19 protein-coding genes are annotated in these 19,508 nt (G+C 71.0%); 7 read left to right on the top strand and 12 right to left on the bottom strand.

Features of this window, described 5'->3' with window-relative positions; genetic code table 11:
• Positions 1 to 5 precede the first annotated feature (5 nt).
• Both ACWD3H_RS09655 and ACWD3H_RS09660 read right to left on the bottom strand, forming a co-directional pair.
• Positions 6 to 485 (bottom strand): DUF1003 domain-containing protein, encoded by a 480-nt coding sequence (locus tag ACWD3H_RS09655; RefSeq protein ID WP_350921812.1) that lies wholly within the window; start codon positions 483 to 485, stop codon positions 6 to 8.
• Positions 478 to 1,707 (bottom strand): magnesium transporter MgtE N-terminal domain-containing protein, encoded by a 1,230-nt coding sequence (locus tag ACWD3H_RS09660; RefSeq protein WP_355565689.1) that lies wholly within the window; start codon positions 1,705 to 1,707, stop codon positions 478 to 480. Before ACWD3H_RS09660 ends, ACWD3H_RS09655 begins: the two co-directional genes overlap by 8 nt.
• A 139-nt stretch (positions 1,708 to 1,846) precedes the next feature.
• On the opposite strand from ACWD3H_RS09660, the gene ACWD3H_RS09665 reads away from it, so the two are divergent.
• On the top strand, positions 1,847 to 2,791 hold the full coding sequence (locus tag ACWD3H_RS09665; RefSeq protein ID WP_451954630.1) for an EamA family transporter: 945 nt from the start codon (positions 1,847 to 1,849) through the stop codon (positions 2,789 to 2,791).
• Here ACWD3H_RS09665 and ACWD3H_RS09670 read toward each other — a convergent pair.
• Complete coding sequence (locus ACWD3H_RS09670; protein ID WP_355565683.1) at positions 2,766 to 3,131, bottom strand: hypothetical protein; 366 nt, start codon at positions 3,129 to 3,131, stop codon at positions 2,766 to 2,768. The genes ACWD3H_RS09665 and ACWD3H_RS09670 overlap by 26 nt on opposite strands.
• Before the next feature lie 60 nt (positions 3,132 to 3,191).
• Positions 3,192 to 3,767: a biotin transporter BioY gene (locus ACWD3H_RS09675; RefSeq protein WP_451954631.1), complete on the bottom strand. Its 576-nt coding sequence runs from the start codon at positions 3,765 to 3,767 to the stop codon at positions 3,192 to 3,194.
• A 159-nt stretch (positions 3,768 to 3,926) separates the two neighbouring features.
• Here ACWD3H_RS09675 and ACWD3H_RS09680 point away from each other — a divergent pair, with 159 nt between their 5' ends.
• The gene (locus ACWD3H_RS09680) at positions 3,927 to 4,868 is read left to right on the top strand and encodes an HpcH/HpaI aldolase/citrate lyase family protein (RefSeq protein WP_350921824.1); all 942 of its coding nucleotides are present in this window, start codon (positions 3,927 to 3,929) and stop codon (positions 4,866 to 4,868) included.
• Positions 4,869 to 5,327: 459 nt separating this feature from the next.
• Complete coding sequence (locus ACWD3H_RS09685) at positions 5,328 to 8,474, top strand: hypothetical protein (protein WP_451954632.1); 3,147 nt, start codon at positions 5,328 to 5,330, stop codon at positions 8,472 to 8,474.
• Positions 8,475 to 8,491: 17 nt separating this feature from the next.
• Here the strand turns inward: ACWD3H_RS09685 and ACWD3H_RS09690 are convergent, their stop codons facing one another.
• Positions 8,492 to 8,890 carry an NUDIX hydrolase gene (locus ACWD3H_RS09690; protein WP_451954633.1) on the bottom strand — a complete coding sequence of 133 codons (399 nt, stop codon included), beginning with the start codon at positions 8,888 to 8,890 and terminating at the stop codon, positions 8,492 to 8,494.
• A gap of 74 nt (positions 8,891 to 8,964) precedes the next feature.
• On the opposite strand from ACWD3H_RS09690, the gene ACWD3H_RS09695 reads away from it, so the two are divergent.
• From ACWD3H_RS09695 to ACWD3H_RS09705, 3 genes are all read left to right on the top strand, one after another.
• On the top strand, positions 8,965 to 9,606 hold the full coding sequence (locus ACWD3H_RS09695) for a DUF6758 family protein (protein ID WP_451954634.1): 642 nt from the start codon (positions 8,965 to 8,967) through the stop codon (positions 9,604 to 9,606).
• Positions 9,607 to 9,682: 76 nt separating this feature from the next.
• Entirely contained in the window at positions 9,683 to 10,396 is a 714-nt protein-coding gene (locus tag ACWD3H_RS09700; protein WP_355565667.1) for an MBL fold metallo-hydrolase, read from the top strand.
• 30 nt (positions 10,397 to 10,426) lie between these two features.
• Positions 10,427 to 11,311, top strand: a complete 885-nt coding sequence (locus tag ACWD3H_RS09705) for a RecB family exonuclease (protein WP_451954635.1) — start codon at positions 10,427 to 10,429, stop codon at positions 11,309 to 11,311.
• 15 nt (positions 11,312 to 11,326) lie between these two features.
• Here ACWD3H_RS09705 and ACWD3H_RS09710 read toward each other — a convergent pair whose 3' ends face one another.
• From ACWD3H_RS09710 to ACWD3H_RS09720, 3 genes are all read right to left on the bottom strand, one after another.
• Positions 11,327 to 12,244 (bottom strand): oxygenase MpaB family protein, encoded by a 918-nt coding sequence (locus ACWD3H_RS09710; protein ID WP_451954636.1) that lies wholly within the window; start codon positions 12,242 to 12,244, stop codon positions 11,327 to 11,329.
• 69 nt (positions 12,245 to 12,313) lie between these two features.
• A complete protein-coding gene (locus tag ACWD3H_RS09715; protein WP_355565657.1) occupies positions 12,314 to 13,186 on the bottom strand; it encodes an alpha/beta fold hydrolase in 873 nt (290 codons plus the stop codon).
• A gap of 368 nt (positions 13,187 to 13,554) precedes the next feature.
• Positions 13,555 to 15,390 (bottom strand): DEAD/DEAH box helicase, encoded by a 1,836-nt coding sequence (locus ACWD3H_RS09720; RefSeq protein ID WP_451954637.1) that lies wholly within the window; start codon positions 15,388 to 15,390, stop codon positions 13,555 to 13,557.
• A gap of 369 nt (positions 15,391 to 15,759) precedes the next feature.
• On the opposite strand from ACWD3H_RS09720, the gene ACWD3H_RS09725 reads away from it, so the two are divergent.
• Positions 15,760 to 16,398, top strand: a complete 639-nt coding sequence (locus ACWD3H_RS09725; RefSeq protein WP_451954638.1) for a ferritin-like fold-containing protein — start codon at positions 15,760 to 15,762, stop codon at positions 16,396 to 16,398.
• A 593-nt stretch (positions 16,399 to 16,991) separates the two neighbouring features.
• On the opposite strand, the gene ACWD3H_RS09730 is transcribed toward ACWD3H_RS09725, so the two are convergent.
• From ACWD3H_RS09730 to ACWD3H_RS09745, 4 genes are all read right to left on the bottom strand, one after another.
• The gene (locus ACWD3H_RS09730) at positions 16,992 to 17,222 is read right to left on the bottom strand and encodes a DUF3107 domain-containing protein (RefSeq protein WP_451954639.1); all 231 of its coding nucleotides are present in this window, start codon (positions 17,220 to 17,222) and stop codon (positions 16,992 to 16,994) included.
• 117 nt (positions 17,223 to 17,339) lie between these two features.
• Positions 17,340 to 17,969: a TetR/AcrR family transcriptional regulator gene (locus ACWD3H_RS09735; protein ID WP_030910552.1), complete on the bottom strand. Its 630-nt coding sequence runs from the start codon at positions 17,967 to 17,969 to the stop codon at positions 17,340 to 17,342.
• A 60-nt stretch (positions 17,970 to 18,029) separates the two neighbouring features.
• Entirely contained in the window at positions 18,030 to 18,332 is a 303-nt protein-coding gene (locus ACWD3H_RS09740; protein WP_451954640.1) for a hypothetical protein, read from the bottom strand.
• A gap of 604 nt (positions 18,333 to 18,936) precedes the next feature.
• Positions 18,937 to 19,338 carry a hypothetical protein gene (locus ACWD3H_RS09745; protein WP_451954641.1) on the bottom strand — a complete coding sequence of 134 codons (402 nt, stop codon included), beginning with the start codon at positions 19,336 to 19,338 and terminating at the stop codon, positions 18,937 to 18,939.
• Positions 19,339 to 19,508: the final 170 nt, after the last annotated feature.

The raw sequence follows: 19,508 nt of genomic DNA on the forward strand, positions 1-19,508 counted from the left end.
GTCTTTCACGCCTCCGTGGACGTTCGCGGCTCCTGGAGATCCTCCTGGAGGCGCTGCAGTTCCGAGCGGATGTAGTCGCGGGTGGCCACCTCGCCGACCGCCATGCGCAGGGCGGCGACCTCCCGGGTGAGGTACTCCAGATCGGCCTGGTTCCGTTCCGCGGCCCTGCGGTCGTGCTCGTTCTGGACCCGGTCACGGTCGGCCTGCCGGTTCTGGGCGAGCAGGATCAGCGGCGCCGCGTACGAGGCCTGCAGGGACAGGATCAGCGTCAGGAAGATGAACGGGTAGGGGTCGAACCGCAGCGGCGGGGGGCCGAAGGCATTCCACAGGCCCCAGACGGTGACGAAGACCGTCATGTAGACCAGGAACCTCGCGGTGCCGAGGAAGCGGGCGATCTGTTCGGAGAGCCGCCCGAACGCCTCGGGGTCGTAGTGCGGACGGAGCCGCAGGCCGGGCTGTCTGGGCTGGTCGAGGCGGTCAGCCATGCCTGTCCTCCTGCTCGCGCCAGTCCTCGGGCAGCAGGTGGTCGAGCACGTCGTCCACCGTGACGGCCCCGACCAGGCGCCCGGCCTCGTTCACCACGGGAGCCGCCACCAGGTTGTAGGTGGCCAGGTAGAAGGTCACCTGGTTCAGGGTGAACTCCGGCCTGATCGGGTCGAGGGAGGTGTCCAGAATGCTGCCGAGCAGTGTGGACGGCGGCTCGCGCAGCAGCCGCTGGAAGTGGGCCAGGCCGAGGAAGCGGCCGGTGGGCGTCTCGATGGGCGGCCTGGCCACGTAGACCTGCGCGGCCACCGCGGGAGTGAGCTCGCGCTGGCGGATGTTGGCCAGCGCCTCGGCGACCGTCGCGTTCGGCGGCAGGACCACCGGCTCGCTCGTCATCATCCCGCCCGCGGTGTTCTCCGGGTAGATCAGCAGCCGCCTGATCGGCGCGGCCTCCTCGGGCTCCATCAGCGCCATCAGCGCCTCGGCCTGCTCGGCGGGGAGGTCCTGCAGCAGGTCGGCCGCGTCGTCGGGGTCCATCTCCTCCAGCACGTCCGCGGCCCGGTCAGGGGAGAGCCTGCTCAGAATGCTGATCTGATCCCGTTCGGGGAGCTCCTCCAGCACGTCGGCGAGCCGTACGTCGTCAAGGGCCGCCGCCACCTCGACCCGCCGCTTGTCCGGCAACTCGTGCAGTGCCCCCGCCAGGTCGGCGGCGCGCATCGACTCGAAGGCGACCAGCAGGTTGGCGGCGCCCTGGTCCTTCTGGACGGCGCCGAAGCCGTGGACCTCGGCCCAGTCGACGACTCTGGTCGCGCCGCGTCGGCGCAGCCCCATGCCGGGCGTGCTCGGGACCACCGCCACCTTGGTGACCAGCCACTCGGCGCGCCTGGTCTGCTCCATGGCCAGGTCCAGGACCGTCATCCGCTCGCCGTCGACCTCCACACCGAGGTCGAGCAGCTCGGCGACGGCCAGGGTCTCGGTCGCCCGCTGCTCGAACCTGCGCATGTTGAGCTGGCCGCTGAAGACCACGGAACCCGTCTGGGCGGACCGGATCCGGGTGATCGGCAGGAAGACCCGGCGCCGGGGCTGCACCTCGACGACCAGCCCGTGCACATGCGGCGGCGCGCTGCCGGCGATGGCCACCACCACATCACGGACCCGGCCGATCTGGTCCCCGGCGGGGTCGAAGACCGGGGTACCGGCGAGACGCGCGATGAAGATCCTCACATTTGAAGCGTAGGCCGCGTCTCGGGCCTACCGGCTGCTGCCACGCTCCCCGGCTCACATGCCGGAATCGATTTGCTGGCCGGTATCCCGACATGACAGCATCAAAGGTGCACAATGGTAATTACGGGAATGGTGTTTCATGAGACGTGCAGGACTGCTGATCGCACTCGCGTCGTCCCTCTGTTTCGCCTTCTCGGGCCCCATGGCCAAATACGTGGGCGCGGCGGGGCTGGCCCCGCTGGAGGCGGTCTGGGTACGCATGGCGGGCGCCGGGCTGCTGCTCGTCGGCGTCCTCGCGGTGGCCCGGCCCTCGGCCCTGCGCATCCCGCGTTCGCGGCTGCCGTTCTTCGCGGCGTACGCGGTGATCGCGGTGGCCGGTGTGCAGGCGCTCTTCTTCGCGGCGATCACCCGGCTGCCGGTCGGCGTCACCCTGCTGATCGAGTACACCTCGCCGGTGCTGGTGGTGCTCTGGGTACGGTTCGTCCGGCGGGTACGGCTGTCGCGGGCGGCCTTCGCCGGGGCCGCCGTCGCCGTGCTCGGCCTCGGCATCGTGGTGGAGGTCTGGTCGGGTCTCGCCCTGGACCCGGTGGGACTGCTCCTCGCCCTCGCCGCGGCGGCGTGCAGCACCGGATACTTCCTGCTCAACGACAGCTTCGGCGACGAGATCGATCCGCTCGGGCTGGTCGCCTGGGGGCTGCTCGGCGCCGCGGTGGCGCTCGCCCCGATCTCCCAGCCCTGGAACATCCCCTGGGAGGTGTTCGGCGGGACGGCCACACCCGTGGGCGGCTACTCGCTGCCGGTGGCCGCGGCGCTGGTCTGCCTGATCGTGATCGCCACGGTCATCGCCTACATCCTCGGCGTGCTGGCGGTACGCCGCCTGTCGGCCGCCATCGGCTCCACCGTCGCCTCGCTTGAGGTCATCGCCGGGGCGGTGGTCGCCTGGATCCTGCTGGGCGAGGCGCTCGGACCCTTCCAGATCGCGGGTGGCGTGATCGTCCTGATCGGCGCCTACCTGGCCCAGCGGGCCACGGTCGTGCCGCCCGTGCCCGTGCCGGAGGTCAGGAAGCCGGCTCCCGTGGGATGAGCCGGATCACCTGGGAGGCGGCGGCCCAGCGCTCCACCAGTCTCGCGCCGTCGGGGGCGTTGAGCCGCTCCTTGGCGAGCGCGGCCACCGCGTCGGCGGCCTTCGTCTGGTCCATCACCTCCACGCCGGCGTCGAAGGCCACCAGGCGCCCGCCGTTGTCCTTGCTGCGCAGCGTCACCCGGACCTCATCGGCCTCGGCCAGCCCCGGCAGCGGTTGCTCGCCCCCGCCGGTGACCAAGTAGATCGCACCGTCGTACCAGGTGTGCCAGGCCAGCCGGGGCCGGTCCAGCGACAGCCACAGGACGCTCGACTTCTTGGCGCCCTCCTCGATCACACCCATGAGACGAATGTACGGCCTGTTCCTCCCCTTGGGGCGGTACAGGCCGTACGCGCCGTGAGGTCAGCGCCGGGAGAGCTTCCAGGCGGCCGGGAGCAGCCCGGCCGCGATGGCGATCTTGAGGGCGTCGCCGAGCAGGAAGGGCAGCACGCCCACCGCGAGGCCGGTGGCGAGGTCCACCTGGGCGACGGCGATGAGGACCGGCAGGCCGAAGGCGTAGATGACCAGGTTGCCCAGGATCATCGTGCCGACGGTGCGCGGGACGGTGCGGTCGCCGCCGCGCTCGGCGAGCTTGCCGACCACGGCCGCGGCGGCGATGAAGCCGATGACGTACCCGAAGGACGCGCCGCCGAAGCCGGAGGTGCCGCCGGCGAACCACGGCACGCCCGCGAGACCGACCAGCAGGTAGAGCGCCATGCTCAGCGCCGCGCGGTTCATGCCGAGGGCCGCGCCGACCAGCACGACCGCGAAGGTCTGGCCGGTGACCGGGACGGGCGAGCCGGGCAGCGGGAAGCTGAGCTGCGCCGCCAGGCCCGTCAGGGCGGCGCCGCCGACCACCAGCGCGACGTCGCGGGTACGGGAGCCCGGGATGAGGTCGGACAGTACGGCGGGCCTGGTCACAGAGGAAGCGTTTGCCATGGTGCGTGTCTCCTTTGCAGGTTCTTGACGCTCATTCTTGTGAGATCTCCGGCAAAAGCCCTGCGAGATCGCCGCCAAGAACAGGGGGAGGTCTTTGTCCGGACGCCATAGCGCCGCCCGGCCGCCGGTCTGCTTTCCCGCGGGCGCTAGCGTGTGCCCATGCGTTCTCGGCGTTCATGTCTCGCGGTGCCCGGCAGCAACCCCCGATTCCTGGAGAAGGCCCAGGGGCTCCCGGCCGACGAGGTCTTCCTCGATCTGGAGGACTCCGTCGCGCCCCTCGCCAAGGAGGGGGCGCGCAAGAACATCGTGGCGGCGTTGCGCGAGGGCGACTGGTCGGGCAGGACGAGGGTCGTCAGGGTCAACGACCTCGGCACCCAGTGGACCTACCGCGACGTCATCGAGGTCGTGGAGGGCGCGGGGGAGTTCGTCGACTGCCTGATGCTGCCCAAGGTGGAGGACGCGGCCCAGGTGATGTGGCTCGACACGCTGCTCACCCAGATCGAGAAGGCGAACGGCCTCACCGTCGGCAGGATCGGCATCGAGGCCCAGATCGAGAGCGCCAAGGGCCTGGTGAACGTGGACGCCATCGGCGGCGCGTCCCGGCGCCTGGAGACGCTCGTCTTCGGCCCGGCCGACTTCATGGCCTCGATCAACATGCGGACCCTGGTGGTCGGTGAGCAGCCGCCCGGCTACACCGAGGGCGACGCCTACCACTACATCCTGATGCGCATCCTGATGGCCGCCCGGACGCACGGCCTGCAGGCCATCGACGGCCCCTACCTGGCGATCAAGGACCTGGACGGCTTCCGCCGGGTGGCGGGCCGGGCCGCGGCGCTGGGGCTCGACGGGAAGTGGGTGCTCCACCCGACCCAGATCGAGGCCGCGAACGAGGTGTTCTCGCCGTCGCAGGAGGACTACGACCACGCCGAGCTGATCCTCGACGCGTACGAGTACTACACGACGGTCGAGAGGCGCGGCGCGGTCATGCTCGGCGACGAGATGATCGACGAGGCGTCCAGAAAGATGGCGCTGGTGGTGGTGGCGAAGGGCAGGGCCGCCGGTCTCGCACGAACCACGGCCTTCACACCGCCCACGGCCTGACACCGGCGGGGGTCACATGTCGGCGGTTGACATGAGGTGGGCCGCGGTGGGCGGGCGGGGGTGAGCCGGGGGTTTCACGGGTCTCGGCGGGCTGGTGTGTTTCAGGATTTTTATGGACAAATCATGATAATCCAGGCGCCCGGCTGATAAATCTGACTAGAGAGGTCTCGTCATCGCGGCCGGGACGTGTTGCTCTTGACTGTGTACGGCAGAGGTGCGGCCGGTCGGCCGCGGGAGGTGATCGTTTCCGGAGAACGGGGTAGTAGTAGGGTCGCGTGCGATTTGCCGCATCCGTAGGGGTTGCGGCCTACCGTTACGGAGACGACTGGAACGGTCCGGGGTGCCGACTCCGGGCTGAAACGGGCTTCCTGCGAGGAGGTGCTGAGCGTGGCCTCGGGCCCCCACGACCCGCGCTCGCGAGAGTGGCCGGCGGATGACGGCGGCGTTCACGACGATGCCATGCGTGCAGGCGGGTCCCAGGAGCCACACGCGTCCCCGCCGACGATCCAGCACTCCCCGCCGGGTCCCTCCGGCGACGACGCGCGCGGGCTCTCCATGGCCTCCCCGTGGATGCTCCCGCCGTTCGCGGCGCCGACCCCGGACGACGGCGAGCCGCCCCGGGCCCGCCCGGAAGGACTCGGCGGCGAGCGGCGCCGTCCGTACGCCCAGCCCTACGCCCCCACCCCCCAGCCCGCCGGGCAGTCGTCCCCGGCAGAACCCCCCGCCCCCGACCACCTCGCCACCGATCACCTCGCCGAGGAGCCCGTGGAGGAACGGGGTACGGGGCAGGGCCGCCACGCCGTACCGGAGCGAGGGCGCCCGCGCCTGGTGGACCGCCCTGACCTCCTGGTCGCCTCGGGGCCGACGCCCGAGCGCAGGGGCAGGAGGAGGGCGGACCGGCCCGATCTCCTGGTCGCCTCGGGGCCGGCCCGCGAGCGGGGCAAGGACGGGCGGACAGTGCCCCCGCAGCCCCCGCAGCCCCCGCCTCCCGCGCCCGAGGACCGGATCAGGATGGGACCGAGCATTCCGGCGACGCCGGAACCGGCGCCCACTCCGGAACCCGGCTCGACACCCGGGCCGACCTCCGAATCGGAGCCGGGACCCGAGCCTGAGGGGCCCGGCACGCCCGTCGAGGACGATTTCGAGCCCGTACGCCGGGTAGGGCGCCCGCCCGGTGGCAGACCCGCCAGGCCCGACCTGCTCGTCGCGGAGGGCCCGCCCGGCAGGCGGGGCCCCAACGGCGGGCGGCATCACCGCTCGGCCGCCGCGCCCTCCGCGGTACGCCGGTCCAGCCCGACCAGGCGCAGGCGTGGCAGGGGCCTGGTGATCCCGTTCCTGATGGTCATGGTCCTCACCGTCGCGGTCGGTGGCGGCCTGGCCCTGTGGGGCTGGGTGAGCAGCCCGTTCGCCACCGGTCTCCGGCTGGTCGGCGACGAGGCGGGCTCGGGCGACGAGAACTTCGTGCCGCGGGCCGGTGTCGGCGGCAACGGCTCCAACCAGGTTCTCAACGCGGTGGCCTCGGTGGGCTCCGTCATGGTCGCGGTCGGCAGCGACACCACCAGCCCGGTACCCAGACCGCTGTTCCTGGTCTCTCCCGACGGCGGCACGACCTGGCAGCTGGGCAGGATGATCGGCCCGGTGGGGTACGAGACGGGGCCGACCACGGTGGGCCGGGTGGCGGGCGGTGACGGTCGCTGGCTGGCGGCGGGCAACGACCCCCTCGGCTCGGGGCACGGCCTGTGGACCAGCTCCGACGGCTACAGCTGGACCGCCGTCGACCCCGCTGAGCTGGACGCCTTCGCGCGCGGAGACAAGATCATGGACCTGGCCAGGACCGACTCGGGCTTCGTCGCGGTCGGCGCGGCCGTGCTGGACGACGGCACCACCGGGGCCGTCGCCTGGGTCTCTCCCGACGGGCGCGCCTGGAAACGGGTGGCGACCCGGGAGATCGGCATGCCGGACAAGGTGCGGGGCATCAAGGCGGTCGTCGCCAGGGGGAACGCCGTGGTCGCGCTGGCGGACCCGGCCCAGGGGCAGTCCACCTCGGTCATCCTGCGTTCGGCCGACGGAGGCGGGAGCTGGCAGCGGACCGGCACCGCGCTCAACGACGTCATCCCCGAACCGGGCGCGCTGGCCGTGGCCGGCGGGGGGTTCGTCCTCGTACCGACCCAGCAGCGCAGCGACAAGGGCGAGGTCCGCGTCTACTGCTCGCCCGAGGGCGCCGACTGGAAGGCCTGCGGGACCATCACCGGCCTGGGGTCCGACGGTTCCGGCGTCAGGCGGCTGGCCTCCTCCTCGGCGGGGGTGGCCGCGGTCGTCGAATCCGGCTTCGAGCGCTACACGGTCCACACCAGCTCCGACGGCCGGGACTGGAGCAAGACCACAGACCTCGGCGAGGTACCGGGCTCGCTGCGGGCGCTCGCCCTGTCCGACACCGGCACCCTCGTCGTCGGCGGCGACGAGCGCGCCGCCGACGTGGACAACAGGGTGGTGCTCATCACCGCGCCCAAGGGCGGAGAACCGAGGCCGGTCTCCCTGGGGGGTATCGAGGGCCTGGCCAGAGCCGCCCGCGAGACGGCCAGGGTGGCCGCGGGCGACGGCAAATTCGTCGCGGTGGGTGCCGTCTCAGGCGACGCCGGGATCTGGAGCAGCGCCGACGGCCAGAGCTGGAAGGCGGGCGGCCCGGCGCAGCTCCTCGGCGGCCCGAGGCGGCAGGCGCTCGCCGACGTCGCGCACGGCAGGCGGGGCTGGCTGGCCGCGGGCAGCACGATGACCGACGCCTCCTCCACCGAGCCGCTGCTGCTCACCTCCTCCGACGGTGAGAACTGGCGCAGGGTTCCGGTGCTGGGCCCCCTCGCCCCGGCGGGCGACCACGACTTCCTCGCCCCGCACGCGGTGGCGGCGGGCCCTTCCGGTTACGTCATGGCGGGTGAGGACCGCGGCCCCGCCGCCACCGTGCCCGTCCTGTGGTTCTCCGCCGACCTCAAGCGCTACTCCAGGGCGGCCAGGCTTCCCGCGGGCGGTACGGGCGTGCGGCTGCACGACGTCTCGGCGACCTCGTCCGGATACGTGGCCGTCGGCGGCTCCGGCACCGCCGAGCGCGAGACCGGCGTGGTCTGGGTGTCGGCCGACGGGGTCAACTGGAGCGCGCGCAAGCCGGTCCTGCCTCCGGGGGCGACGTCGGCGGGGCTGCGGCACGTGGTCCTGTACGGCGGGGACATCGTCGTGGCCGGCACGGCCAGGACGGAGGACGGCCAGAAGGCCTTCGGCGCGGTGTCCGCGGACAACGGGACGAGCTGGGAGTTCTCCTGGCTCCCCGGGGACACCGCGTCCGCCGTGCAGGATCTCGCCGCGACGCCGGAGGGCGTGGTGGCCGTGGGCTGGTACGGGGTTCCAGGCGAGGGCGACAGCGCGGCCTGGACCTCGGAGGACGGGCTGAACTGGCAGCTCCACACCCCCAGCCAGGGCAGGCTGGACGGCGACGGAGCCCAGTGGCTCGGCGCGGTGGCGGTCCTGGGCGGCCAGGTCGTGGCTCTGGGCCGCTCCACCACCTACAGCGCGGACCACCTCACCCTGTGGCGCTCCAAGCTCACCTCGACACGGTGAGGTGGACCTCGCGCCGCTCACTCCCGCGCGATGACCGCCCACTCGACCAGCGCGTCCAGCAGGCCGGGGGTGAGCGGGAGCCGCTGTAGCTCCGCGCGGGTGACCCAGCGGACGTCCGCGGCGTCGTCCCCGGCGGAGAGCGTGCCGCCGGAGACCTCGGCCAGGTAGTCGCGGATCTCGTAGAGGGCACCGCCGGGGCCTGGGCGGTCGACGGTTCCCGCCAGGCGCCCGGGGACGACGGTCAGGCCGGTCTCCTCCAGAACCTCTCTGATGACCGCCTCGGGGTCGGACTCGCCCGGCTCGACCCGGCCGCCGGGGACGGACCACAGCCCCATCCCGGGTGGCCTGCCGCGACGGACCAGAAGCATCCGCCCCGAGCCGTCGAGGATGATCGCCCCCACACAATTTACGTGCACGTGAACAACATTACGGCGTGATAACGACCAGGCCTCTTGACGGATGGGCCGTCGAAGAAGCAGCGTGGGTAGGCGTGAAAGCCGCCCCTACATGCCCACGCTGTTTCGGCCCGCTACGTCCGCCGAGTGCTTGGTCAAGCTCCTGGAGATGCGGTCCCCACGGTGATGTGCTGCCGTTCCAGCCACCCATACCTCCCTCCGCCGCCGCGGTGGAGGCCATCACCCGCATCTCCCGCGTCCCCGTCTGGGTCCCGTGGCCGCTGCCCACGGGGTGGCTGGTCACCGGGTTCGCCCACGTGGGTGACGAGCGCAGCGGCGTACGGGCCACGGTGGTCGCGGTCTCCGGACCTTCGCTGACCTACGGGCCCGCCGATCTGCTGCTCATCGCCGAGGAGCCCGGGGTCGGGCTCGGCGCGGCGTTCGCCGGGTTGGAGAGCACCGATCCCGGCACCGGCTTCGACCAGGGCCCGCCGCACGCCAAGATCGAGGTCAAGGGCCATCCGGCCGCCCTGTGGTGCGTCACCGCCGCCTGTGACCGGGCCGTCTACGTGGGCGAGGCACTGGGGAACTGGCTCTGGGCGGTCGTGTGGCCCGCCGAGGCCGGCTACCTGATGACCCTGGCCGAGCTGTCCCTGCGCGATCTGCGCGACCACGACCAGACTCTCGACCTGCCCTTCGGGGCGTTCTCCCCGCGCCTGGAGGCCCCGGCCCTCTGACCGCCCGCCCGGCATTCGAACCTTTGACCGTTCCGTCCGGACCGGAGGGTGGGGAGAGGCAGTAAAGTTCGGAAGCGTGACAGCGCGTATCGAGCGAGTGGTGACCGAGGGCGTCGTTGATGTCGACGGCGTCGAGCACAAGGTCGAGAACAACACGTGGATCCTGGGTGACGACGAGGATGTCATCGTCATCGACCCCGCGCGCGACGCGGAGGCGATCCTGGAGAAGGTCGGCGAGCGGGAGGTGCTGGCGATCATCTGCACCCACGGCCTGCCCGACCACGTGGGCGCGGCCATCGAGGTCGCGGCCAGAGACGAGGCGGTGATCGCCCTCCACCCCAAGGACAGGCCGCTGTGGCGACTGACCTGGCCGGACACCTGGCCGGACATCGACATGGAGGACGAGGGCCTGTTCGAGGTCGGCGGTGTCCAGCTGGAGGTCATGTCCACCCCGGGCGTCTCCCACGGTGGCGTCTCGCTTTACTGCGAGGCCCTGGAAGCGGTCTTCACCGGCAAGACCCTCCAGGCCGACGGCCCCGGCAGGGTCGGCGGTGAGTATCCCGCCCTGGCCGACCAGCTGACCGCCATCGGCGGACGGCTGTTCACCCTGCCCCACGCCACCCGGGTGCTGCCCGCGCACGGCGAGGAGAGCACGATCGGCGACCTGGAGCCTCAGTTCGACGCCTGGCTCTCCGGCTCGCTGACCCGAGGGGCGCAGGAGCAGGAGGAGGGGCCGCTGACCGACGGCACGCGTGCGGCGGGGATCCGGCTGAACCTCCGGGACGAATAGCCCTCGATGGACCAGCTTCCCCTGGATGGCATGCCGCGGCGGCTGTATGCCTGCACGCCGTCGCGGCTGAACAGCTGGCTGGACTGCCCCCGGCGCTACCGGTTCACCTACCTGGATCGGCCCGCGCCGCAGAAGGGCCCGCCGTGGGCGCACAACAGCGTGGGCGTCAGCGTGCACAACGCCCTGGCCGCCTGGTGGCGCGAGCCGTACGAGCGGCGTACGCCCGAGATCGCCGTCAGCCTGCTCACCAGGGGATGGATCAGCGAGGGGTTCCGCGACGCGGAGCAGTCGGCCGCCTGGCGTGACCGGGCCGGGGAGATGGTCCGCGGATACGTGGCGGGCCTCGACCCCGCCGCGGAGCCGGTCGGTGTCGAGCGCACCGTCGCCACGCGCACCTCCGTCGTGGCCCTCTCCGGCCGGGTGGACCGGCTCGACCGGCGCGGCGAGGAGCTGGTCGTGGTCGACTACAAGACCGGCCGGCGTCCGCTGACCACCGACGACGCCCGTTCCTCGCTCGCGCTGGCGGTCTACGCCATCGCCTCCTCGGCGATGATGCACCGTCCCTGCCACCGGGTCGAGCTCCATCACCTGCCGACCGCCTCCGTCGTGGAGTGGGAGCACACCGACGAGTCGCTGGCCCGGCACCTTGGCCGAGCCGAGGAGATCGCCGTCGAGGCCTCCGAGGCCGACGAGCGTTACCGGGCATGGTCGGCCACCCGCCCCGGCAGGACCGGCTCGGCCGCGTCACGGACCAGGGGCATCGGCCGGACCCCGCCCCCGGTGCCGCCCGAGGTCGAGGCCTCCTTCCCGCCCCGTACGGGCCCGCTGTGCTCGTGGTGCGACTTTCGCCGCCACTGCCCCGAGGGCCAGGCCGCGAGCGGCGACCGCGAGCCGTGGGACGCCCTCGCGGACTGACCGCGCGGCGCGTCGTCAGGCGGTGCGGGGCAGCCGGTCCGGCCAGCGGCGCGGGTCGGTCAGCCCCTTGAGCCCCTTGCTCAGGTCGTAACCCGCGGCGGCGAGCCGCTCGCGGGAGGCCCCGAGCATTTCGCGGGTGCCGGGGGTGAACGCCCGGTCGTGGACGTGTTCGGGAAGCGAGTTCATGGTCAGCCGGAACGCCCTCAGCGCCGCTGTCACCGTGCTGGGCGGCACCTCGGGCAGCACGCCGTACATCTGTCTGGCCCAGTCGGGCAGCGAGTAGTAGCAGAGCGCGCCGAAGGGGAAGTAGGCGGGTTTGCCGGGGGCGAGGACACGCAGCTCGGCGGGCAGTCGCGGCCAGAGCAGGAAGCGCACGGTGGAGGCGGCCTCGGGGGTGACCCTCAGCGCCGGGCGGACCGAGGCGAGGTAGCCCTCCAGCTCCGCCAGGGAGCCGGGCACGTCCTCGGCGTGCAGGCCGACGTAGGTGGCGCTGCGGCGCTGCTCGGCCAGGTAGCGGTCGGCCTGGCGGTCGCTGAGCCCCAGGCCCGCCCGGCGTGCCACGGTCAGGTAGGAGGAGACCTCCGCGCAGTGCACCCAGAGCAGCAGCTCCGGGTCGTCCACCCGGTGGGTACGGCCGGTGTCGGGGTCGTTGATGCGGAGCCGCCGGTGGATTCCCCGGACGCGGCGGCCGATCTCGTCGGCCTCCGCGGGGCTGCCGAAGGTGACCCTGCCCACGAAGTCCGCCGTGCGGCGGAGCCTCCCGAACGGGTCCTGCTGGAAGTTGGAGTTCTGCCAGACGCCACGCATCGCGAGGGGATGCAGGGCCTGGAGCATGAGGCCGCGGACCCCGCCGACCCACATGGAGCGGTCGATGTGCACCAGCCAGGTCGCGGTGTGCGGAGGCTGGACGACGATGTCTTCGATGCTCGCCATAGTAAGTAAATCATTACACGGCATTCGACGACGCGTCCAACAGGGGGCGCGTTGGCGGGAAACCCCAGGTCAGCTTCTTGGCCGGCTCTCCGCGGCGTTCCAGAAACGGATGAGTGCGGCGGCCGTGGTCTCCGGGGCCTCCACCGCGGGGGAGTGGGCCGCGCCGGGGACCACCACGCAGTCGGCGTCCAGCCGGCGGGCCATCTCCGACTGCATATGCGGCGGCCAGCCGTCGTCGTGCTCGCCGTACAGGACCAGGGTGGCGACGTCGACCTGGGTGAGCTCGTCGCACCGGTCAGGCGCGGAGAGCACCTCCTCGGTCATCGTGTACATGCCGGTGGGCGAGTTGGCGAACAGTCGCTTGCGCAGGAAGGCGATGATCTCGTCGGAGACCCCGGCGGACAGGGCCTCGGGCTCCATCCGGTTGTGCCACAGGTGCTCCAGCCCGAGGTCGGGCAGTTCCGAGATCATGATGCGCCCCGCGTGCTCGCGGGGCCCGACGATCGCGGCGGGTCCGGAGCTCATGAGCGTGTAGGACCCGAACCGGGTACGGCCGTCGATGACCGCCTCCCGGGTGACCAGGCCGCCGAAGGAGTGGCCGACCAGGTGAATCGGGCCTCCGTGGCCGATCACCTGGGCCAGCACGTCGACGTCGTTGCCGAGCGCGGCGCAGGTGTAGGCGCTCCTGTCGTCGGGGCCGTTCGACTCGAACTGGCCTCGCATGTCGATCGCGATGACCTGGCGGCCCGACTGGGCGAGCGTCTGCAGCACCGCGATGAAGTCTTCCTTGCTCCCCGTCAGACCGGGGACCAGCAGGGCCGGCCAGCGCTCAGGAATGCCGCTGACGGGCAGGGCCTCCAGGGCGGCGAAGGTGCCCACCGCCGTCTCGATCTGGCGAGAACGGACGCCAGGAGGCATGGTCAGAAAACGCGGCGTACTCACGTAGCCCCACGATACCTCTCTTTTGACGTCCTCCCCCGGCTCGAAAGCCGGGGATTCCGGCACCCGACCTGCGGGTCGGGTCTGCCGGTTCGCGGTTCACCGGCCCGGGCGATCCCGAAGCCTCCCCGCGCGGACACGGCACGTCCTGCCGCGTTCGGAAAAACAGGATTCGCTTGGCTGTCGCGGAACATCCCAACCCTATCGAGCCGCACCCGCGAGACGAGAGAGAACCGAGAGGTGCCTCCTCGCCGCGCCGGCGGACGGAGCATCCGCCCTGGCAGTCCGGTGAAAGCGCTCCGTGCGTCCAGGAGCGCGAAAAGGGGCGCCACCGTTATGGTCGCACCCCCTTTTTTTCAAGGCCTGCACCGCTAGTTCGGGCGGCGAACTCCTCGTTGCTGGCCGCGCATCTGCGGACGGCGGCGGCTCTGCACGCGCTCGGAGGCCGCCGAGGGGGCGATCTCGTCGTCGTCCGACGCCAGGTCCGGAGACTTGAAGATCACCGCGAACGGGCTCGACGGAATGATCTTCTCGGGCTGCGGCCGGGGCCTGGAGACCTCCGCCGCGGGCTCGTCGTCCCAGTGTTCGGCCACGTCGTCCTCCACGCCTGCGGTGAACTCCGCCACCGGCTCCTCGTTCCACACGGGGGTCTCGGCCACCTGCTCGCGCCTGGCACGGCGCTGCCTGCGGACCGGCTCGTCCGTCGCGGAATCGGAATGAGCCGAAGCCTCGGACTCCCCGATGAGGCTCACCTCGGGGTTCAGCCCGGCCCTGCGGGCACGGCCCCGGCGGGGCGCGGCCTCGGCGGCGTACTGGTCGTCACGGCTGTCCTTGCGGGGTGCCACGTCCGTCTCCACCTCAGCGATCTCGACGACAGGGGACTCAGCGGGCTGGACCTCCTCGGCCGTGACCGGCGCGGAGATCTCCTCGCTGGTACGGCCGCCGCGAGTGCGACGGCGCTCGCGGGACGTGCGTGCCGGACGCTCACGACGCTCCTCACGATCGTCCTCACGCCCCTTGCGGGGAGAGCGGGAGCGGATTCGCCCGGTCTCGCCGAGATCCTCGACCTCCTCGGCGGCCAGGCCCGCCCGGGACCGGTTGGCGCGCGGCAGCACGCCCTTGGTGCCCTCGGGGATGCCCAGATCGCTGAAGACGTGCGGGGAGGTCGAATAGGTCTCGACCGGCTCGGGGAAGGGGAGCGAGAGCGCGTTGTTGATGACCTTCCAGCGAGTGAGGTCCTCCCACTCGACGAAGGTCACCGCGACGCCCGTCTTGCCGGCCCGGCCGGTGCGACCGATCCGGTGTACGTACGCCTTCTCGTCCTGCGGGCAGTCGTAGTTGACGACGTGGGTGACGTCGTCGACGTCGATGCCGCGCGCCGCGACGTCCGTCGCGACCAGCACGTCGATCTTGCCGTTGCGGAAGGCGCGCAGGGCCTGCTCGCGCTGGCCCTGGCCGAGGTCGCCGTGGACGGCCGCGGCGGCGAAGCCGCGCTCCTTGAGCTGCTCGACGACCATGTCGCAGGCGCGCTTGGTCTCGCAGAAGATCATTGTGAGCCCGCGGCCCTCGCACTGCAGCAGGCGGCCGACGATCTCGATCTTGTCCATCCGGTGCGTGCGCCAGACGAACTGGGTCGTCTGCGGGGTCGCCTCGGCCTCGGCGTCGTTGTTCTCGGCCCGCACGTGGGTGGGGCGGGTGAGGTAACGCCTGGACAGGGCGACGATCTCGCCCGGCAGGGTCGCGGAGAACAGCATCGTCTGCCGCTCCGCCGGGATGAGCTTGATGATGCGCTCGATGTCGGGCAGGAAGCCCAGGTCGAGCATCCGGTCGGCCTCGTCGAGGACGAGCGTCCCGATCTGGCTCAGGTCGAGGTGCTTCTGCTTGACCAGGTCGAGCAGGCGGCCCGGGGTGCCGACGATGACGTCGACGCCCTGCTTGAGCGCCTCGATCTGGGGTTCGTAGGCGCGCCCGCCGTACACGGTGAGGATCCGCGAGCCGAGCTTGCCGGCCGCCGTCACGAGGTCCTCGGTGACCTGAACGGCGAGCTCGCGGGTCGGTACCACGACCAGCCCGCGGGGCTTCTTGCGGTTCTTCCTCGGCTTGCCGACACGCTGCAGCATCGCCACGCCGAAGGCGTAGGTCTTGCCGGTGCCGGTGCGCGCCTGGCCGATGATGTCCTGGCCGTTGAGGGCCAGGGGGAGTGCCATTTCCTGGATCGGGAACGGCGCGATGATGCCCTCGGTCTCAAGGGCATCGGCGATCTCTGGGGTGACTCCGAGGTCTCGGAACGTCGTCAGCTTGGCCTGCCTAAATCTCCGTTGAAGGCAGGACTGCCGGGACCACGGGCAGAAAACGTGTTCCCCGTGCCGGGTCCTCGCGGAAGGTCCAGCCTTCTCATGTCATCAGCGACCGCTGCGGCGTCACGCCGACTTTTGGGGGCGTCCGGGAGTGGATATCCCGGATTAACACGGTGCGGTCGCACTTTCACAGAGCAGTGTACTCGATACCACAACGGAGAACCGATTTCTTCGTATTCCCGGTGAATCGCGAGGTCGATCAGATCGTAGGCTGCCCCCATGAGCGATTCCCCTCCCGGTGTCTCCGACCTGCTCGGTGTTCTCGCCTACGCCGAGCTGACGGCGTTCCTCAGGCTCGCCGAGGACGCCACGCGGTATGCCCCCTCGCTGACCGATCGGGCGGCTCTCGGCGGCCTCGCGGCGGCCGAGTACGCGCACTTCGAGCTGCTCCGCGACCGGCTGGCCGACCTCGGGGTGGATCCCGAGGAGGCGATGGAGCCCTTCGTGGGGCCACTGGACGACTGGCATGCCCAGACGACCCCGGGAGACTGGCTGGAGGCTCTGGTGAAGGCGTATGTGGGCACGGGGATCGCGCTCGACTTCTACCGCGAGGCGGCCATCGGCGTGGACGACCGGACGCGGAACCTCGTCGAGGAGGTTCTCGCCGACGAGGGACGGTCGCAGTTCGCCGTCGAGAGGGTCGGCGCGGCGCTCCAGGAGGACCCCAAGCAGGCCGGGCGGCTGGCGCTGTGGGCCAGGCGGCTGGTCGGGGAGGCGCTGAGCCAGGGACAGCACGTGGCCGCGGCCAGACCGGAGCTCGCGGCGCTGCTGGTGGACGCGGCGGGGGAGGACATCGGCCGGATGTTCGCCCGGCTGACCGAGAAGCACGGCAACCGGATGGCCGCTCTGGGGTTGTGAACCGCCGGCTCCGAGTCTCCGGTATGGGGACCGGATGGCCGTCCGGGGCGTGTCACCGGCTGTGCGGCCGGTTTTCCGGATCCCGGCTCCCGCTACGGGGCCGGATGGCCGTCCGGGGGCGTGTCCTCCGCCCCCGGACCGGCCGCTGGATCGGCCCAGGGCCTGTTCGCCGGGGGCGGAGCAGGAGAACCGGTCCCGCGGATCAAGGCGCGTGGGGCGCCGAACAGCGGTAGCGTGCGAGACATGAGGGCCTCGCGCCGCTATGGCAGTTCCTTGACGAGATGTGGGCCGAACCGCTGGACCTCGCGTCCCGTGTTACGCAGAGGAGGCGCGGGGTGTCCGGCCGTCGGCCGGGGCAGGGAACATCTCCGCCGGGTCAGGCGTCCGCGCTGCTGCGGTTTCGGCGAGCGGGACGAGTGCTCGGGCACATGAGGGAACGAGCGGTTCTGAGCCAGGCGAGACGTGTGCCGGGCTGTCCGGCGCTCTCGCACTCTCCGTAAGGGGGTGCTCACCCGACGCCGGTGCTCACGCCAGATCCGCGGACCGCGCCGTGCCGGCGGGGGACGACGATCTGGCGCGAGCCTCGGAATCCGTCAGAGTGTGCCGCCGAAGCCGACGGGACGCAGCGCCTCCCCGCCGATCTCGATGAAGCCGAGTGACGCGATCGGGACGATGACCTTCCGGCCACTGATATCGGTAAGGGTGAAGACACCGGCGCTGGACGCGAGGGCGGCGCTGATCTCGCTCTCGACCTGGTCGGCCGTGAGGTCGGTCTCCACTACGAGTTCACGGTGCACGGAACGTACGCCGATCTTGATTTCCATCCTGCTCCCTTTCGATGAGGGTTGCTCGTCCCATGGTCACCCCATCGAAGGTCCGACGCGCCGGTTGATCGCGCCAAGCGAACAGAAGTCCCGTGGCCACGGGGCCGCGGGACGTTCTCAGTGATCGGCGACGGTGCGGGGGAAACCGGAGATGCCGCGCCACGACAGACGCGCGATGAGCTGGGTGGCCGCGTCCTTGGGGATGGAGCCGTTGCTGCTGATCCAGTAACGCGCGCTGACCTCGGCCATGCCGACCAGCCCGACACCCAGCAGGCGTGCCTCGTCGCTGGAGCAGCCGGTGTCCTCCTGGATGACCTGGCTGATCATCTCGGCGCTCTCCCGGAGGTTGCGCTCCATGCGCTGGCGGACCGGGGCGGCATTGCGCAGGTCCGACTCGAACACCAGCCGGAAGGCCTCACCCTGGCTGGAGACGAAGTCGAAGAACGCGCCGATCGCAGCCTGGACACGCTGCTTGTTGTCCGTGGTGGAGGCGAGGGCGTCGCGGCAGCGGGTGATCAGGTCGTCCACATGCAGGTCGAGCAGGGCCAGATAGAGATCCTGCTTGCCTGGGAAGTGCTGGTAGAGGACCGGCTTGCTGACCCCGGCCCGCTCGGCGATCTCGTCCATCGCGGCCGCGTGGTAGCCGTTCTCCACGAAGACCTCCTGCGCCGCGCTGAGCAGCTGGCGGCGGCGGGCTGTCCGGGGCAGCCGGGTGCCCCGGGGCTTGGCGTCCGGGGTAGCGGTCACGTGGTCTCCTCGGGTGAAACTCCTGGCGTCTGGGGCCATCCTACGCGCGGGTAACAGGGGTCAGCGATAATCGTCCTCATCGAGCTCGATCGTGCGTCGCTGCTCGAAGGTGTCGGCGGGATCGGCCTCCATGGGAACGGTATCGGGCCACTCCTCGTCCTCCTCGCGCGCGGTCCGATTCTGCTCGGCGGCGTCCGCGGGGTCGACCTCCGCCTCCGCGGCGAGGTCGGCGGACGAGCCGGGGCCGCCCTCGCGTGCCGACCGGCGCTGCTCGGCGGCGTCGGCCTCGGGTGTCTCGATCGAGATCTCCTCGGACAGATCGTCGATCGTTTTCCCATGCTCTCTGTCGCCGCGCGCGTTCATGTCTGACATCCCCTGTCGTCATCCGGACTTCGGCACGTTTCCTGTCCTGACCCGGTTCCTGCAAACGTCGGACATCGCCCAGCGTACGACCTCGGATGCCGCGCGCCGAGAAAGACGCGGCATCGGATTGCCCATGGCGGTACCTGCCGCATTGGTGGTGCTTTACGGCCGTCCGGCGATATTTTAGAACATGTGTGCGAAATATGGCTGGAGATGCTGGATCCGGCGGGCCGCGTCGGTGTCGAGGTGGCCGAGGCGAGGCGGGTACCGCTCGGTTGATATCCGAGAAAGAGGGGGAGAGCGGTGCGGGCCGGATACCAACAGCGGGGGCCCGCGGTTCGAAAACCGCGGACCCCCGCCTGCAATTCGTGAGAAATGAGAACTCGCACTGTATTGAGAGTCAGAGGCTCGGGGATTTCTCCTCAAGTTCCCGTATTCGAAGTCCGGTCGCTGCTTCTCGGTGAGAAGCGGTGATCGTGGCGAATACGGTGTCCTGTCTCTCCGTCACGGTTCCGGAGCCGCTCACAATCGCGGGTCCGGCCGCATGGTTTCGGCCTCTGGCCGTGCCGCGCCCCGATCGGGGTGCGTGACCCTGGTCAGGTGACTAGGAGACCGGGGGGGCGCCAAGGCCGTTGTTGCCGCCGCCGTTGTTGCCGCCGTTGTTGCCACGGTTGTCGTCGTCGCGGTCACGGCGGCGCTCCTCGCGGATGATGGGCACGGCGCGGTCGGAGCGGGTGTCGTTGTGCAGGCGGTTGCGGTTGAAGCTGTCGTTGTTCTCGAACACCCTGAAGCGCTCGCGGTGGCGGGTGTGGAAATTGTGACGGTTGCCGCGGCCGCAGCCGCCGCCGCCGCAGCCGCCGCCCCAGGCCGGGAAGGCGGCGGCGGTGACCGTGGTGGTCATCGCGTTGGCGCTCGTGACAGTGGTCGCCGCGCCCATGGCGACGACTCCGCCGGCCAGCGCCGTGCTGATCGCGAGCCCCGCGAGGACACTCTTGAACTCGGGCATTGCGTTTCCCCCTTGAAAGGACTGATTACCCCTGTTTTCGACATTTCCGTATAAACCGGAAATTGTCAGGGATAGCTGGTGATGAGCCATCCCTGGTTGTCATGGTTTCCTCGTATGTCTGCCGACAAACAGAGATCGAAGGCTTTTACGCTATTCTTAGCTATTTATCT

The organism is Streptosporangium sp. NPDC002607, assembly GCF_053592655.1.